This is a genomic window from Streptomyces nigrescens (assembly GCF_027626975.1).
Taxonomy (GTDB): domain Bacteria; phylum Actinomycetota; class Actinomycetes; order Streptomycetales; family Streptomycetaceae; genus Streptomyces; species Streptomyces nigrescens.
This window is the reverse complement of sequence record NZ_CP114203.1, coordinates 8725287-8741259: the sequence shown is the minus strand read 5'-3', so window position 1 is coordinate 8741259 and position 15973 is coordinate 8725287. Positions and strand designations below refer to the sequence as shown.

At 70.2% G+C, this 15973-nt stretch carries 1 protein-coding gene; it reads right to left on the bottom strand.

The annotated features are described in order from the left end of the window. Positions 1–14: 14 nt before the first annotated feature. Positions 15–15965: a type I polyketide synthase gene (locus STRNI_RS37955; protein WP_277412874.1), complete on the bottom strand. Its 15951-nt coding sequence runs from the start codon at positions 15963–15965 to the stop codon at positions 15–17. Between the last annotated feature and the right edge of the window lie 8 nt (positions 15966–15973).

Sequence of the window (15973 nt, the reverse complement as noted above, 5' to 3'; positions counted from 1 at the left end):
TTCACCTGCGGCGTTCAGGAACGGCCGAGCTCCTGATTGATGAAATCGAAGATCTCGTCGTCCGAGGCCGCATCCAGCTGCTGGGACACGGCGGACTTCGCCTCGCTCTCGGCCACCCCGCCCAGCTCAGACAGGATGCTCCGAAGACGGGCCTCGACGAGCCCCCTGGCGGCGTTCTCTGGGGAAAATCCTGAAATCGCGCCGGCGAGACGGTCCAGGTCAGCGAGTACGGCGGCCTCCGGCTCGACGTCCGCGGCACCGAACAAGGCCTCGTGCACATGCTCCGCGAGAAGCTGTGGCGTGGGGTAGTCGAAGACCAGGGTGGCGGGGAGCTGCATTCCGGTGTCGGCGTTCAGCCCGTTCCGCAGCTCGACCGCGGTGAGCGAGTCGAAGCCCAGGTCCTGGAATGCCCTGACAGGCTCCACGGCCTTCATATCGCGGAACCCGAGAACAGCAGCTGTGTGGCTGCGTACGAGGTCGAGTACTGCTTGGGCCCGCTCCACCGCGGAAAGGCCAGTGACCCTGCCGAGGAAGGACTGACCCGCGTCCTGGACCTTCTCTTGGGACGTGCCACCTATTGCCCCTTGGTACGTGCTACCTACCGCGTCAGCGATCTCCGGCAGGTCCGCCAGCAACGGGCTCGGACGGGCACTGGTGAATGCGGGAGCAAAGCGCTCCCACTCCACATCCGTCACCACCACCGAACCGTCACCCGCACCAACCGCCGATTCCAACGCCGAAACTGCCAATGCCGGATCCAGCGTCTTCAGCCCGCGACGCAGCAGATGCTCCTCCGCGCCCTCTGTGCCGGCCATACCGTCGCCTGCCCATGGGCCCCACGCCACCGCACAACCCACCACACCCCGCGCACGACGCGCCTCCACCAACCCCTCAACGAAGGCATTCCCCGCCGCGTACGCCCCCTGACCACCACTCCCCCACACACCGGCAATCGACGAAAACACCACGAACGCATCCAACTCACGATCGCCCAGGGCCTCGTCCAGCACCACGGCACCGGCAACCTTCGCCCCCATCACCTCAGCAAAATGCTCCGCATCCGCGTCCCCCAACGGCACGGAATCCACCACACCCGCCGCATGAACCACGGCATCCACCGCACAGCCCGACAACAGCTCCAGGACGGCGTTCCGATCCGCCACATCGCAGGTCGCCACCGTCACCTGAACTCCGAGGGCGGACAGCTCCGACTCCAACTCCGACGCGCCGGGAGCCTCCCGACCACGACGGCTGGTCAAGACGAGATGCTCGGCACCGCGTTCAGCCGCCCAGCGCGCCACACGGGCACCCAACGCACCCGTACCGCCCGTGATCAACACCGTCCCCCGCGGCCGCCAACCGTCGGCGGTGCCGTCCCCAGCGGGAGACGGAGCATGCACCAGCCGGCGCCCGAACACACCCGACGACCGCACCGCCACCTGGTCCTCAGAGCCATCGGCCAGAACACCCACGAGCCGATCAACCACCCCACGGTCCACGGCCTCCGGAAGGTCCACCAGACCACCCCAACGATCCGGCAACTCCAAAGCCGCCACCCGACCCAAACCCCACACCGCCGCACCCGCAGGATCCGGCCCACCATCCAACTGGTCGATCGCGACAGCCCCCCGCGTCACCACCCACACACGCCCGCCCACACCGGCATCCGCCAACGCCTGCACCACCACCGCAGTGCGCACCACACCCACCGGCACCCCACCACCAGAGGATTGACCCTCCACGCCGCCCGGCAGCACCATCACGCCCGCGACTGCGTCACCCTCGAACCCCGCAAACCGCTCGGCCAGCGCAACCCGGTCCACATCCGGGCCGCAGCCCACCCGCTCAACCCGCACACCACTCGCCGCCAGCCCCTCCACCACCGAAGAGGCCCAGTCCGAGTCCGCCACGCCCTCGGGCACTACCACCAACCAACGCCCGGACAGCTTCTCCCCGGCTCCCACACCGACCGGCTTCCACTGCACCCGATAACGCCAGCCGTCCACCGCCGACCGCTCACGCTGCTGCCGACGCCACGAGGACAGCGCGCTCAGGGCCTCATCCCACGAGGCATCCCCGGGGATCGCCAGTTCCCCGGCCAGGGCGTCCGGATCTTCGCGCTCTACGGCCTCCCAGAACCACGCGGTCCCGTCGTCCGCAGGCTGGGTCGCGACGTCCCCAACCTCGGTCCCCGGGTCGCTCGGCCAAAAGCGCTCACGCTGGAATGCGTACGTGGGCAGATCGACCTGCTCTGCCCCCGGGAAGAGCGCATGCCACTGCACATCCGCACCGTTGACGAACATGCCACTGACCGCGGCCACAAGGGCTTCCGACTCCAGCCGGTCCTTGCGCAACGCGGGCAACAGCAGCAGGTCCGCACTGTCTGTGCATGCCTGCGCCATGGCAGTCAGAGTGCCGTCCGGCCCGATCTCCAGGAACCGGGTCACCCCGTGCACCTCCAACCACCGCACACCGTCGTCGAAACGGACGGCCTCACGGACATGCCGCACCCAGTAGTCAGGAGACGTCAGCTCCTCCGCCGTGGCGAGTTCACCGGTCACATTCGAGACCACCGGGATACGCGGCTCCTCGTACACCACGCTCTCCGCAACCGCCCGGAACTCGTCGAGCATGGGCTCCATCAGCGGGGAGTGGAAGGCATGGCTGACCTGGAGCCGCTTCACCTTCCGGCCCTCAGACTCGAAACGCCTCGCGATCTCCGCCACGGCGGATTCCTCACCGGAGACCACGACCGCCTGCGGACCGTTCACCGCGGCGATACTTACCTGCTGCTCATGACCTTCCAGCAGCGGCAACACCTCGTCCTCGGTGGCTTGGAGGGAGACCATGGCGCCGCCGGCCGGGAGGGCCTGCATCAACCGACCGCGCGCCCCCACCAGACGGCACGCGTCCTCCAGCGACAGGACACCCGCCACATACGCAGCCACCAACTCACCAACGGAATGACCCACCAGGAAATCCGGCCGCACACCGAACGACTCCACCAACCGGAACAGCGCCACCTCCACCGCGAACAACGCCGGCTGAGTGAACCCCGTCCGATTCAGCGCCTCCGCATCATCACCGAACACGACACCCCGGAGGGAAGACTCCAACTCGGCGTCAAAGTAAGCGCATACCTCATCAAAGGCGTCCGCGAAAACCGGGAAGGTGTCATACAGCTCCCAGCCCATTCCCAAACGCTGCGCCCCCTGCCCCGTGAACAGGAATGCGGACCGCCCCTGTTGCTTGGTACCACGCACCACACCGGCGGCTTTTCGGCCATCAGCGAGTGCGGTCAGCCCCTGTACGGCCGTCTCGTGACCGTCGACGAGGAGCACAGCGCGGTGGTCGAACATCTCTCTTGACGTTGCCAATGAGAAGCCCACGTCGGAAGGGTCGAGCAGGAATTCATCCAGGTACGGCAGAAGCCGTTGCGCCTGGGCCTGCAAGCCCGCTTCGTCGCGCCCTGAGATAACCCAAGGGACTGCGGGCAGTTTGAGCGTCTCCTCGCTGCCGGGCAATTCTTCGGATGCCGGCGCCTCTTCGATGATGGCGTGGGCGTTGGTGCCGCTGATGCCGAACGAGGACACACCGGCCCGTCGCGGCCGACCTGCCTCCGGCCACTGCACCGCCTCCGTCAGCAGCCGCACCTCTCCCGCCGACCACTCCACATGCGACGACGGCTCATCGACGTGCAGAGTCTGAGGCAGGACGCCGTGCTGCAACGCCAGCACCATCTTGATCACACCGGCCACACCCGCGGCCGCCTGCGTGTGCCCGATGTTCGACTTCACCGAACCCAGCCACAACGGCCGGTCCTCGCCCCGGCCCTGACCGTACGTCGCAATCAGCGCCTGCGCCTCGATCGGGTCACCCAACGATGTCCCCGTACCGTGCGCCTCGACCACATCCACATCCGACGCCGACAGCCCCGCACCAGCCAGCGCCTGCCGGATCACCCGCTGCTGCGAAGGACCATTCGGCGCCGTCAAACCATTCGACGCGCCATCCTGATTCACCGCACTGCCACGCACGACCGCCAACACCCGATGACCATTCCGCCGGGCATCCGACAACCGCTCCACCACCAGCACACCCGCACCCTCGGAAAAGCCCGCACCATCCGCAGCATCCGAAAACGCCTTGCACCGACCATCAGCAGCCAACCCCCGCTGCCGACTGAAATCCACGAACAACCCCGGCGTCGACATCACCGTCACACCACCCGCCAACGCCAGATCACACTCACCCGCACGCAACGACTGAACCGCCAAATGCAACGCCACCAACGACGCCGAACACGCCGTATCCACCGTCACCGCAGGCCCCTCAAGGCCGAACACATACGACAACCGCCCCGACACCACACTCGCCGCATTGCCCGTGCCGATATACCCCCCCAAATCCTCCTCACCCGACGCCACCAACAACCCCGTGTAATCCTGGCCATTGGTCCCCGCGAAGACGCCGGTACGCGACCCCCGAAGCGAACCCGGAAGAATCCCCGCCCGCTCGAACGCCTCCCACGACACCTCCAACAGCAACCGCTGCTGCGGATCCATCGCCACCGCCTCACGCGGTGAGATCCCGAAGAACCCCGGATCGAACTCATCCACCCCCAGCAAGAACCCACCCTCACGCGTGGAAACCTTCCCCGGACGACCCGGCTCCGGGTCATACAACCCCTCAACATCCCAACCACGATCCACCGGGAACGGCACCACACCCTCCCCACCCCCAGCCAGCAACCCCCACAACTCCTCCGGCGACCCCACCCCACCCGGGAACCGACAACCCATCGCCACGATCGCCACCGGCTCATCCGGATCGGCGACGTCTGCGGTCGTGGGGGCCATGACACCCGCGTCAACCGTTTCGTCCCCACCGGACAACTCGCCTTCCAGGTGGCGAGCCACCCTCAGCGGAGTGGGGTAGTCGAAGACCAAAGTGGCGGGCATCGCCAGTCCGGTGGCCGCCTGAAGATGGTTGCGCAGCTCCACGGCGGTGAGTGAGTCGACACCGAGTCCCCGGAAGTCGCGGGTGGGCTCGATCGCTTCGGGGCCGGGGTGTCCCAGGACCAGTGCCGCCTGAGTCCGTACGAGTTCCAGGACCGCTGCTCGCCGCTCGTCCTGGGACAGGGGGGCGAGCCGCGACCGCAGGGCGTCCGCCGGCGTCATCTCAACCGATGAGGAGACAGCCGTACGACGCGTACTCCTCCCCAGGAGACCTCGCATGAGCGGAGGAAGGACTCCGGCGGCATGCTGCTCTCGCAACATCGTGTGATTCAGCTGGACCGGTACGACCACGGGCACTGCGGTGTGGCGGGCGGCGTCGAAAGCCTCCACGCCCCGCTCCTCGGTGAAGGGGGTGATGCCGCCGCGTGCCATGCGCTGCAGATCGGCTTCGCTGAGCTCGCCCGTCATTCCCGCGCCCGGAGCCCAGGCACCCCACGCCAACGACCTCGCGGGGAAGCCCGACCCACTACGCCGGTGCACCAGGGCATCCACAAATGCGTTTGCCGCCGCATAGTTGCCCTGGCCCGCGCTGCCGAATGTTCCCGCCACCGACGAGAACGCCATGAACTCCGCCAGGTCCTCTTCACGCGTCAGCTCGTCCAGGAGCAGCAGCGAATCCGCCTTCGGCGCCAGCACAGCGTCCATGCGAGCGGGCGTCAGCGAGGACAGCGTGCCGTCGTCGAGTACGCCTGCGGTGTGCACAATGGCGGTGAGGGGGTGCTGCTTCGGTACCGAATCCAGCAGCCCGCGCAGCGCCTCGCGGTCGGACACATCGCACGCCGCGACCTCGACCTCAGCGCCCAGACACGTCAACTCATCCACCAGGGCGTCCACACCCGGAGCCTGCGGGCCCCGACGACTCGCCAACAGGAGATGGCGTATGCCGTGCTCGGCGACCAGATGCCGGGCCACCAGCGCACCCAGACCACCCGTTCCACCCGTGATCAGCACCGTCCCCTCCGGATCGAGGGGCACCGGCATGGTCAGCACAACCTTGCCCACATGCCGGGCCTGACTCAGGAACCGGAACGCCTCAGGAGCCTTGCGCACATCCCACGCCGTCACCGGCAACGGCTCCAGCACACCCTCCTCGAAGAGGCCGACAAGTGCGGTCAGCATCTCCCCGATCCGCTCGGGACCGGCCTCAAACAGATCGAACGCCCGGTACCGCACGCCCTCATGCTCCGCCGCCACCTTCTCCGGGTCACGGACGTCGGTCTTGCCCATCTCCAGAAGGCGCCCGCCCCGCGGCAGCAGCCGCAGCGACGCATCCACAAACTCCCGCGCCAGGGAATCCAGCACCACATCCACGCCCCGGCCTGCGGTCGTCGCCAGGAAGGACCGCTCGAAGTCCAGATCACGGGACGAGGCAATGTGCGCCTCGTCCAGGCCCAGAGCCCGCAGCGCCTCCCACTTCCCCGGACTCGCGGTGGCGAACACCTCCGCGCCCAGGTGCCGCGCCAACTGCACCGCGGCCATCCCCACACCACCCGCACCGGCATGCACCAGCACCGACTCGCCCGCCTGCACCCCACCCAGCTCCACCAGCGCGTAATACGCCGTGAGGAACGCCACCGGAACCGACGCCGCCTGCGCGAACGACCAGCCCTCCGGAACCCGTACCAGCATCCGCTCATCAGCCACCGCCACCGGACCGAACGCGGACGGGAACAACCCCATCACCCGGTCACCCGGCGCCAGTCCAAGGACACCGGGGCCGGCCTCGGTCACCACGCCGGCGCCTTCCAGGCCCAATGTCCCCGCGTCACCCGGGTACGTTCCGAGGACGTTCAGCACATCGCGGAAGTTCACCCCGGCCGCCCGCACCGCGATGCGCACCTGGCCGGTCTCCAGCTCGTCCACTGCCTCGGGTCGCCGCACCAGGCGCAGGCTTTCCAGCGTGCCCTCGTCAGCGGTTTCGAGGCACCATCCGTCCTGCGGCAGGCACGGCATCGACAGCTCGTCCCGCCTGATGTTCATGCTCAGCCTCGGCAGATAGGCCGTGCCCTCCCTCAGGGCGAGTTCGGGCTCCCCCGTGGCAAGGGCAGTCGGCAGCGCTGCCAGCGAGGCTTCCGTGCCGTCCACATCCACCAGCACGAAGCGGTCGGGGTGCTCGACGCGTGCGGCGCGGACGAGGCCCCAGACCGTGGCCTGTGCGGGGTCCGGGTGCTGGAGTTCCGCCGGGACGGCGTTCCGGGTCACCACCACGAGGCGGGCAGCGGAGCAGCGCTCGGATTCCGTCCATTGCTGTATGCAGGCCAGGGCGCGGTACGTCGCGGCCCGCGCGGCCGCCGGAGTCGCGGCGGATTCAGCGGTGGCGGTGTCGAGCCGCAGCGCGACGAACGAAGGCAGGCCATCGCCCGGTGCAGAGCGGAGGTCGTGGAGATCGATGAGGTCGTGGAGACCAACGAGGCCGTGGAGATCGACGAGGTCGACGGCTTCCGCGGCGGTCTCGGGCGCCCGGGTCCAGTCGACGCGGTACAGCGCGTCGGAGTGGGTGCCGCCCTGCCGGGCGCGGCTGAACAGCTCCGCCGTCATCGGCTGCCGGGTGAGGGAAGCAATCTCCGCCACCGGTTGTCCTACGGCATCCGCCAGCTGGAGCGACACCCCGCCGTCCGCACTCGTCGACATACGTGCCCGGAGCACGGTGGCTCCCAAGGCATACAGCTTCACGTTCTGCCAGGAGAGCGGCTGCTGTCCGAGTTCGTCGGTCTCGTCCGCTTCGAGCGCCAGCGCATGGAGGACGGTGTCCAGCAGTGCGGGGTGCAGCCCGAATGACGAGGCCTCCGCCACTTCCGGGATCTCCACTGTGGCGAAGAGGTCACCGTCACGCCGCCATACGGCGCGCAGCCCGCGGAAGGCGGGACCATAGGCGATCCCGGCGTCGGCGAAGGCCTCGTAGAGACCGTCCGTCGGGACGGGCCGGGCTCCTTCCGGGGGCCACACGGCGAAGTCAAAGGTCTCGCGGTGATCGCCTGCTCCGAGCACGCCAGTGGCATGCCGGACCCATGGTTCCTCCGCGACACCGGTGCTCCCGATGCGGCAGGAGTGGAGGGTGAGTGTGCGGGCGCCGTGCAGGTCCGGCTCCTGGATGCGCATTTGCAGCTGGACGGCTTCGTGTGCCGGGAGCACCAGGGGGGCTTCGACGGTCAACGACTCGATATGGTCGCAGCCGGCCTGGTCGGCGGCGCGGAGTGCGAGTTCCAGGAAGGCCGTTCCGGGCACGAGGAGGGAGCCGTCGACGACATGATCCGCCAGCCACGGGTGGTCCTGCACGGAAAGCCGTCCGGTGAAGACGACGGAGTGGGAGTCGGCGAGCGTCATGGTGGCGGCGAGCAGGGGGTGTTCGGCCGCCTGCAACCCCGCCGAACCGAGATTCGTGGCGTTGGTGTGGGCCAGCCCGAGCCAGTAGCGCTGGTGTTGGAAGGCGTAGGTGGGCAGGTCTGTTTGGCGGGCGCCGGTGCCTGCGAAGAGGGTGGCCCAGTCGACGGTGACTCCGCGGGCATAGGCGTGGCCGAGGGCGGTGAGGAGCGCCGTCACCTCCGGACGGTCCTTGCGGAGGGCGGGCACGAGGAGGTGGTCCGCGTGACCGTCGAGGCATCCCTGCGCCATGGCGGTCAGGGTGCCGTCCGGGCCGATCTCCAGGAACCGGGTGACCTCGTGCTGCTGCAGCCACCGGATGCCGTCAGCGAAGCGGACGGCGCCGCGGACATGCCGCACCCAGTAGTCGGGGGAGGTCAATTCCTCTGCCGTGGCGAGTTCACCGGTCACGTTCGAGACCACCGGGATACGGGGCTCCTCGTACGCCACGCTCTCCGCGATCGTCCGGAATTCCGCGAGCATCGGCTCCATCAGCGGGGAGTGGAAGGCATGGCTGACCTGGAGCCGCTTCACCTTCCGGCCCTCGGACTCGAAATGCCCGGCGATGTCCGCGACCACGGACTCCTCGCCGGAGACCACCACTGCCCGCGGACCGTTCACCGCGGCAATACTCACCCGCTGCTCACGGCCCTCCAGCAGCGGCAGCACCTCGGCCTCGGTGGCCTGGACAGACACCATCGCCCCACCCGCCGGCAGCGCCTGCATCAACCGACCGCGCGCCGCCACCAGACGGCAGGCGTCCGCCAGCGACAGGACGCCCGCCACATGGGCAGCAGCCAACTCGCCGATGGAGTGGCCCACCAGGTAGTCGGGACGGACTCCGAAGGACTCGACCAGCCGGAACAGCGCCACCTCAACGGCGAACAACGCCGGCTGAGTGAACTCCGTCCGATGCAGCGCCTCCGCGTCTGACTCCAGGTCTGCCTCCGCGTCTGACTTCGCGTCTGACTTCGCGTCTGACCCGAGGTCTGACTTCACCTCTGGCTCCGCGTCTGACTCCGAGTCTCCGTCGGTGGCGAACACCACACTCCGCAGGGGCGACGCCAGCTCACCGTCGAAGTGCGCGCACACCGCATCGAAGGCCTCCGCGAACACCGGGAATTCCTCGTACAACTCCCGGCCCATTTGGACCCGTTGTGCTCCCTGTCCGGTGAACAGAAAGGCAAGGCTGCCTTCGGAGGTGGCCAGGCCTTCGACGACCTTCCCCTGCGGCTCGCCGCGGCCGAGCGCGTTCAAGCGGTCGAGCAGCGTTTCCCTGTCCTCGCCGAGCACGACGGCCCGATGTTCGAACGGCGACCGGGTGGTGGCGAGCGACAGTCCTACGTCCCGCGGGTCCAGTTCGGGCCGGTTCGTCAGATGCTCCGACAGGCGCGCGGCCTGCGACCTCAGGGCCGCCTCGCTGCGTCCGGACAGCACCCAGGGCACAAGGGACGGTGCGGGTGCGGGTGCGGGTGTCCGGGATATGGCGCCCTGCGGTTCGTCCGCAGGGGGCTGTTCGAGGATGACATGTGCGTTGGTGCCGCTCAGGCCGAATGACGACACACCTGCCCGACGGGGCCGGGCTCCCTCCGGCCACCGCACGTCATCGGTCAGCAGCCGGACGTGGCCCGCCGACCAGTCCACGTGGGAGGACGGCTCGTCCACGTGCAACGTCCGTGGCAGGACTCCGTGCCGGAAGGCCTCCACCATTTTGATGACGCCCGCGACACCCGCTGCCACCTGGGTGTGCCCGATGTTCGACTTCACCGAACCCAGCCAGAGCGGCCGGTCCGCGTCGCGGTCCTGGCCGTAGGTGGCCAGGAGTGCCTGTGCCTCGATCGGATCGCCCAGCGTGGTGCCCGTCCCGTGGCCCTCGACCGCATCCACGTCCGACGCCGACAGCCCCGCGCCGACCAGTGCCTGCCGGATCACCCGCTGCTGGGAGGGGCCGTTCGGTGCGGTCAGGCCGTTCGACGCACCGTCCTGGTTCATGGCGCTGCCGCGTATGACGGCCAGCACCCGGTGGCCGTTGCGCCGGGCGTCCGAGAGGCGCTCCACCAGCACGATGCCGGCGCCTTCGCCCCAGACGGTGCCGTCCGCGGTCTCCGCGAACGCCTTGCAGCGGGCGTCCGCGGCAAGGCCCCGCTGCCTGCTGAACTCGATGAACGCACCCGGTGTGGACATCACGGTCACTCCGCCGGCGAGGGCGAGGTCGCAGTCGCCCGTGCGCAGGGACTGCACCGCCAGATGCAGGGCGACCAGCGACGACGAACATGCCGTGTCCACGGTCACGGCGGGCCCCTCCAGGCCCAGCGCATACGCCACCCGGCCCGACACCACCGCGCCGGAGCTTCCGGTGAGCAGATGGCCCTGGAGGTCGTCGGGCATATCGCCGGCACCCGACCCGTAGCCCTGGTAGCCGCAGCCCACGAAGAGTCCGCTGCGGCTGCCCCGTAGCGACAGCGGGGCGAGGCCGGCCCGTTCCACGGCTTCCCAGGAGATCTCCAGCAGCATCCGCTGCTGGGGGTCCATGGCCAATGCCTCGCGTGGCGAAATCCCGAAGAAGCCGGGGTCGAAGTCGCCGGCGCTGCGGACGAATCCGCCCTCGCGCACATAACTGGTGCCCGGACAGCCGGAGTCGGGGTCGTAGACGGCGTCGAGGTTCCAGCCGCGGTCCTCGGGGAAGGGCGTGATGGCGTCGCCGCCGTCGGCGATCAGCTTCCAGAGGTCCTCCGGTGACCGTACGTCCCCGGGGTAGCGGCAGGCCATGCCCACGATGGCGATCGGTTCCCCGTCCGCCTGTACGGGGTGCGCGGGTGCGGCGGTGTGCTGCTCCCCGAGGTCTCCCAGGATTTCGGTGCGCAGATGACGCGCCAGTGCCAGCGGCGTCGGATGGTCGAAGACGAGCGTCGGGGACAGGGGCAGCGAGACGGCCGCGGAGAGGGTGTTGCGGAGTTCGACCGCGGTGAGGGAGTCGGTGCCGAGTTCCTGGAAGGTGCGGGTTGTCCCGACGGATTCGGAGGCCGGGTATCCCAGCACGGTGGCGGTGGTCCGGCGTACCAGGCGGAGCAGGTGTTGTTCCTGTTCGGCGGGGGTGCGCAGAGTGGCGAGGAGGCTGCGGACGCCTTCGGCCACGGTGTCCTGGCCGGAGTTCCGGGCGGCGGCTTCGGGCAGTTTGCCGAAGAGCGCGTTGCGGCCTGCGGGGAAGGTGTCCCAGTCGATGTCGGCGATGACGAGGTGTGTCTCGCCGTGGTCGAGTGCCTGGTCCAGCGCGACCAGTGCGGTTTCCGGCTCCATGGGCGGCAGGCCAGCGCGGCTGAGCTTCGCGCGCAGGGTGGGGTCGGCGGCCATGCCTTCGTGTGCCCAGGGGCCCCAGGCGATGCTGGTCGCGGGCAGGCCCTGGGCGCGCCGGTGCTGGGCGAGGGCGTCCAGGCCGGCGTTGGCCGCCGCGTAGTTGGCCTGTCCGGCCGCGCCGAGGGTGCCCGCGACGGAGGAGAAGAGGACGAACGCGGTGAGGTCGTGGGCGCGGGTCAGGTCGTGGAGGTTGGTGGCGGCCTCGGTCTTGGGGCGCAGGACGGTGGCGAACCGCTCGGCGTCCATGGTGGCGAGGGTGCCGTCGTCGAGCACGCCTGCGGTGTGGAAGACGCTGGTCAGGGGCTGGTCTTCGGGGAGGGAGGCGACGAGCTGGGCCAGTGCGTCGCGGTCTGCGGGGTCGACGGCGGCGAGGGTGGAGCGGGCGCCGTATGTGGCGAGTTCGGCGATGAGGTCCTGGGCGCCCGGGGCGTCGGCGCCCCGCCTGCTGATGAGCAGCAGATGTGCGGCGCCTTCGCGGGCCAGTCGGCGGGCGAGGGCGGAGCCGATGGTGCCGGTGCCTCCGGTGATCAGTGTGGTGCCGGCCGGGGCCCAGCCGGTCGATCCGCCGGGCTGCTCGGGGCGGGGGGCCCGGACCAGTCTGCGGGCGAAGAGGCCGGAGGCGCGGAGGGCGAACTCCTTGCCGTTCCCGGTGTCGTGGCCGGGGCTGTGGAGCACCGCGCACAGTCGGTCCAGGGCACGTGCGTCGAGCCGTTCCGGCAGGTCGATCAGGCCGGTCCAGTGGTCGGGGTGTTCGATGGCCGCGCTGCGGCCGAGGCCCCAGAGGGTGGCCTCATGAGGGGCGCTGAGCCGGTCGGAGCGGCCGATGCTGACGGCGCCGCGGGTCGCGCTCCACAGTCGTACGGGGGCGTCGGCGCGGAGCAGCGCCTGGAGGAGCGCACCGGTCAGGACGAGGGCGGCGGGGGCCTCGGGGTGGTGGGGGTCGCGTGCGGTGCCCAGGCCGAGGAGGGAGAGGACGTTGATCTCGTCCGGGTCGCGGTCCCGGTCGCGTGCCTCCTCGATCCGTTGCGCGAGGTGGTCTGCGTCCGGCGGCAGGCTCAGGGTGGTGACGGTCGAGCCGTGCCCGGCGAGTGCGGTCGTGAGGGCGTCGACGACGGGCTGGTGGTCCTCCGGCCCCTCGGCGGGGACGACGAGCAGCCAGTGGGCCGGTGCGGTCGTGGTGGCGTGGGGCTCGACCGGCTCCCAGTGCTCCGCGTACCGCCAGGTCCGGGCGGTGGAGTGCTGCTGCTGGTCGCGGTGGAAGGCGGCGAGTGCGGGGACGACCGGTTCGAGGAGGGAGCGGTCGAGGCTGAGGCTGTCGGCGAGTTCCGGCACGTTCTGCTGCTCGACGGCGGTCCAGAACGCGGAGTCGGCCGGCCGGCTGCCGGGGGCGTCGTCGGGGGGTGTGGCGTTGAGCCAGTAGCGGGTGCGCTGGAACGCGTACGTCGGGAGGTCGACGCGGCGGGCGCCGGGCAGCAGGGCGGCCCAGTCGAGGGGGGCGCCGGAGAGGTGGAGTCTGCCGATCGCGGTGAGCAGGCTTACGGCCTCGGGGGTGTCCTTGCGGAGGAGGGGGGTCAGCAGTCGGTCGCCGTCGGGAAGGCAGGCCGCGGCCAGCGCGGTCAGGGTGGCGTCGGGGCCGAGCTCGACGAGCCGGGTGACATTGCGCTCGGCGAGGGCGCGCATGCCGTCCGCGAAGCGGACGCTCTGGCGGGCGTGGTCCACCCAGTAGTCAGGGCGGCAGAGTTCGTCGGGGGTGGCGAGGCGGCCGGTGACATTGGAGACGACGGGGATCTGCGGCTGCCGGTAGGTCAGGTCACGGGCGGTGGCGCGCAGGTCCTCCAGCATCGGGTCCATGAGCGGCGAGTGGAAGGCGTGGCTGACCCGCAGTCGGGAGACCTTGCGTCCCAGGTCCCTGAAGTGGCCGGCGAGGGTGTCCACGGTGGCTTCGTCACCGGCGATGACGGTGGCCTCGGGGCCGTTGACCGCGGCGATGCTCACCCGGTCCGCGGTGTCCGTCAGCAGCGGCAGCACCTCGGCTTCGGTTGCCTGGAGGGAGGCCATGGCGCCGCCGGGCGGGAGTGCCTGCATCAGCCGGCCGCGGGCCGCCACCAGCCGGCAGGCGTCCGGAAGGGACAGCACACCGGCGCAGTGCGCGGCGGCCAGTTCGCCGATCGAGTGGCCCATCACGATGTCGGGCTCGATGCCCCACGAGGTCAGCAGCCGGAAGAGGGCCACTTCGAAGGCGAAGAGCGCGGGCTGGGTGTACCCGGTCCGGTCCAGCAGGGCCGCGTCGTCTCCGAAGGCGAGGGCGCGCAGCGGACGTTCGAGCTCCGGGTCGAGGTGTTCACAGGCGGCGTCGAAGGCCTCGGCGAAGGCGGGGAAGGTGTCGTACAGCTCGCGGCCCATGCCGGGGCGCTGGGCGCCCTGCCCGGTGAACAGGAACGCGGTCTTTCCGCGGAGGGGGGAGCCGGTGACCGCGCCTGCGGCGTCGGGTCCCTCCTCGGCGAGTGCGGTCAGCTTGCCGTGCAGTTCGGCCGGGCCGGTGCCGAGCAGCACCGCACGGTGTTCGAAGGCGGACCGGGAGGTGGCGAGCGAGTAGGCCAGATCCTGCGGGTCCGCGTCGGGGTGGGCTTCCAGGTGCGTCAGCAGACGGCCGGCTTGTGCGCGCAGGGCCTCCGCGCTGCGGGCGGAGAGCACCCACGGGATGTGCGGAAGGCCAGCCGCCGCGGTGGGGTGCGGGGCTGTTTCGACGGCCTGTTCCCGACGCTCTGCGGCCTGCTTCCCGCCCTCCGCGGCCTGTTCCCCGCCCTCCGCGGCCTGTTCACGGCCCTCAGCTGCCGGTTCCCGGTCGTCCGGGGAGGGAGCCGGGTCCTGCGGAGCCTGTTCCAGGATGGTGTGCGCGTTGGTGCCGCTGATGCTGAAGGACGAGACGGCGGCGCGGCGCGGCCGGGAAGCGTCCGGCCAGGTCACGGGCTCGGTCAGCAGCCGGACGTGGCCCGCCGACCAGTCCACGTGGGTGGAGGGCCGGGCGGTGTGCAGGCTCTGCGGCAGGACACCGTGCCTGAGGGCCAGCACCATCTTGATCACACCGGCCACCCCCGCGGCCGCCTGGGTGTGCCCGATGTTGGACTTCACCGACCCCAGCCACAACGGCCGTTCGGCCGACCGGTCCTGGCCGTAGGTGGCGAGCAGCGCCTGTGCCTCGATCGGGTCACCCAGCGTCGTACCGGTTCCATGTGCCTCGACGGCGTCCACGTCGGCGGAGGTCAGCCCGGCGCCGGTGAGCGCGGAGCGGATCACCCGTTGCTGGGCGGGGCCGTTGGGGGCGGTGAGGCCGTTGGAGGCACCGTCCTGGTTGAGGGCGCTGCCGCGGAGCAGAGCGAGCACGGGGTGGCCGTTGCGGCGGGCGTCGGAGAGCCGTTCGACGAGCAGCATCCCGGCGCCCTCGCCCCAGCCGGTGCCGTCGGCGTCGTCGGAGAACGGTTTGCACCGGCCGTCGCCGGCGAGTCCGCCCTGCCGGTCGAACTCGACGAAGGCGGCGGGGGTGGACATGATCGCGACCCCGCCCGCAAGGGCGAGGTCGCATTCGCCCGCCCGGAGGGACTGTGCGGCGAGGTGCAGAGTGACCAGCGAGGAGGAGCAGGCGGTGTCGACGGTGACGGCGGGACCTTCGAGGCCGAGGGCGTAGGCGACCCGGCCCGAGACGACGCTTCCGGTGGTGCCGGTGAGGAGGTGCCCTGCGACGCCCTCGGGGACGTTGTCACGCAGCCCGGCGCCGTACTCCTGATTGCTGCAGCCCGCGAAGACGGCTGTCCTGCTGCCGCGCAGCGCCATCGGGTCGATGCCCGCCCGTTCCAATGCCTCCCAGGACACCTCCAGGAGGAGCCGCTGCTGCGGGTCGGTGGCCAGTGCCTCGCGCGGGCTCATACCGAAGAACTGTGGATCGAAGGCGTCGGCGGTGTGGACGAAGCCGCCGCGGGTGGTGGCCACATCGAGTGCGCTCAGGTCCCACCCGCGGTCGGCGGGGAATTCCGACAGCGCGTCGACGCCTCCGGCGAGCAGCTGCCAGTACTCCTCGGGTGTCTGCACACCGCCCGGGAAGCGGCAGCTCATGGCGACGATGGCGAGGGGTTCACCGGCGGCGTCGACCAGCTGCTGATTCTGTTTGCGCAGCCGGTCGTTCTCCCGCAGCGAGGCCCGGAGGGCTTCGACGATCTGATCCGCGGACGTGGCCATTGGTCAGC

Bases quoted from the DNA above. Each gene is read 5' to 3' on its own strand.
- STRNI_RS37955 (WP_277412874.1), bottom strand. From the start codon at position 15,965: ATGGCCACGTCCGCGGATCAGATCGTCGAAGCCCTCCGGGCCTCGCTG.